This window comes from Mesobacillus sp., assembly GCF_049588175.1.
Taxonomy (GTDB): domain Bacteria; phylum Bacillota; class Bacilli; order Bacillales; family Cytobacillaceae; genus Mesobacillus.
The window spans coordinates 1-2,402 of sequence record NZ_JBAVFI010000555.1 but is presented as its reverse complement, the minus strand read 5'-3'; the positions used below and the strand labels follow the sequence as shown (position 1 = coordinate 2,402).

1 protein-coding gene is annotated in these 2,402 nt (G+C 43.4%); it reads right to left on the bottom strand.

Going from position 1 to position 2,402, the window contains the following annotated elements; translation table 11 throughout:
- Positions 1-2,331, bottom strand: a 2,331-nt coding sequence (locus tag WB217_RS13580) for an AAA domain-containing protein (RefSeq protein WP_423993750.1), incomplete at its 3' end; no start/stop codon positions are given.
- Positions 2,332-2,402 lie beyond the last annotated feature (71 nt).

Below are 2,402 nucleotides of genomic sequence, written 5' to 3'. Positions count from 1 at the left end.
CAGCTCGGCTTGCCCATATTGCTCTATCTTGGTTTGCAGTTCAAACGCTTTGGCTTCTTTTTCATGAAGCAATTCCTTTGCATTTGGAATCATTACTGCTGAGACTATCTTTTGTGCGTGCTTGTTTTGCAGGAAAGTAAGCTTGGTAGTCTGTTCGTCCATCTCTCTCTGATACTTTTGTTGCATCATCTTGTTTTCATCGAGAATAGGCTGAAGCTGGCTGATCAGTTCCTGTTTCAAATGCTGAAGTGCTTCTTGTGCCATTTTTTTATCTGTATCATTCAGTTTTAGCTGGTCCGCTTTTTGCCAAATGAAATGTCTCCGGCCATATAGCCACTTAAGAAATGATTCAAGCCTGTTATGATGAATGGTTGATTTTTCTTTCAACTCACTTCTCAATCCCTCTAAAAATTGGTCAATTTCGAGAGCTGTCGTAACAACGGGAGGCATGTTTTTCAATTGTTCCTGAAGCTTGGAGTACTTCACCTTCTCCCCCAAAAGCTTCTCAAGATATGAAATCGCAGAATTTAATTTCTCATTATATTCCTTTAACTTATCCAGCTGGTTGCTTCTTTCGCGAAGAGGATCGAGCTTTGCGATTAATGACTGCACTTGTAGAGAACGGGTCAGGTTCTGTTCCAGAATGATCCACTTTAAACTGTCGAATTTTTTGGCAGCAGCTATTCTTTCTGTTAGGGTATCCTGCTGTTTCCTGGCCACTTTCCATGTCTCACATTCAGCAGAAGCCTTGTCTATAGTTTGTTTCAGTTCATTCATTTCGTCTTCCAGCACCTGAAGGGCTACACTGTCTTGCAGCCGTACAATCTCTTGCTGGTTGGCTTCTAACTCTTTTTTGATAAAGTCAGGATCTGGCTCTTCGATCAAAAACGTTTCGTCTTGATCGATGGTTTCATTTAACAAACGCAGGGATTGTTCGGTTTTCTGTAAAAGCTGCTGAACTACTTGCCCCTCTTGTTCAACCTCATGAATGTTCTTTTTATGCTTTTCAATTACGGACAGAACTTCATTATACTGCTGCTGTGCTTTCTTCTTTGCTTCAAGATCCGCTTCCAATTGCGCAAGCTGTTGCTGGAGGCTCTCTTGTGCCTGTTCATTCGCCGTCCATTCCGTTTCTATTTCGGTTTCCCGTTGGTTTCGAGCTTCGATTTGGCTGGAGACTTCCTGCAGCGTATGGTCTTTCCAATACTGTCCGATGTTCTCCTCGATGAACTTTTTACCCTCTTCTTCTATGCTTTCCGTCCGCCCCACTCTGAGGATTCGGATATCCTTAGTTGCCAGCAATCGGCCGAGCGCATTGTCGACCGCTAAATTCGACTGCGACGCAACTAGAGTTCGCAGCCCCGCCTTCGCATTTTGCAGACAGATTTCAGAAATAACGGTTGTTTTTCCTGTTCCTGGAGGCCCTTGGATGACGTATAAGTCTTCAGCAGACATAGCGCCTTTGACAGCTGCCTGCTGGAACTCGTTCAATCGATTGTGAAACTGCAGCTTCACCTGAGAATTGACCTCTTTTACCGGCGGCTTATTTTCAAATAACAGGCGTTCCAGTTCAGGATTCGCAGCCAAACCGTTTTCCAATTGCTTAAACCCTTGCCGAAGTCTTTTCAACTGGCTTAAGGTTGCAAAATTGCTAAAGATGACTTCCTTAGGATGTACATCAAGCCGCTGCCTGCGGGCCTGAGCTTCCATATAACTGGGTATTTCCACCTCAACCGTTGAAGCCGAACGATTCGCTTTCAGAACTTTGCCGATCTCCTGGTCCATTCCCTTTAGCTTGACGCTCATATCCTTGAGTGACTTCCATTCCTTTTCATTCAGCTCACAGCCTGTTATTTTTACCCGACTGAAATCTTCATTGAATAAAAGAGTGGAATAGCGGGAGGTTATATCAGGAATATCTGCGGACTGCTCCTGAATTTTCAGGTAGCCTTCCCAACTCGCAATACGCTTTTTTACATACATAGAACTTTCCTGGGCAACCGGCATGTTGTGAATTAAGTTCAGTAACCCAAACGGTAACTGTCCATTCCCTTGAACATTTAAGTCAAAAGTAAGATCTGCCGAAAGGCGCCAATTAGATGTCAATGGGATATGTGCCGGTCTCGTCGTTACATTAGTAGCAACAAACCCATCCTCTTTTACCAAACAATGTAAAACGACAACAAACCTACCGCATGTCTCTGCCAGTCTTTCGTTTCTTTCAATGTCAAAAAACAAGGCAGTCGAAATAAGACCATCTGCCGATTGCGGATACTTTTCTATATAAACATAAAACGATTTCTCCAATAAAAAAAACGATCGCTCATCCAACCCAGCCTCTCGCATTTTACTCTTTGCCTTATTGGTCAAAGCTATCGGACAACGATATGCCTTATTTTGAG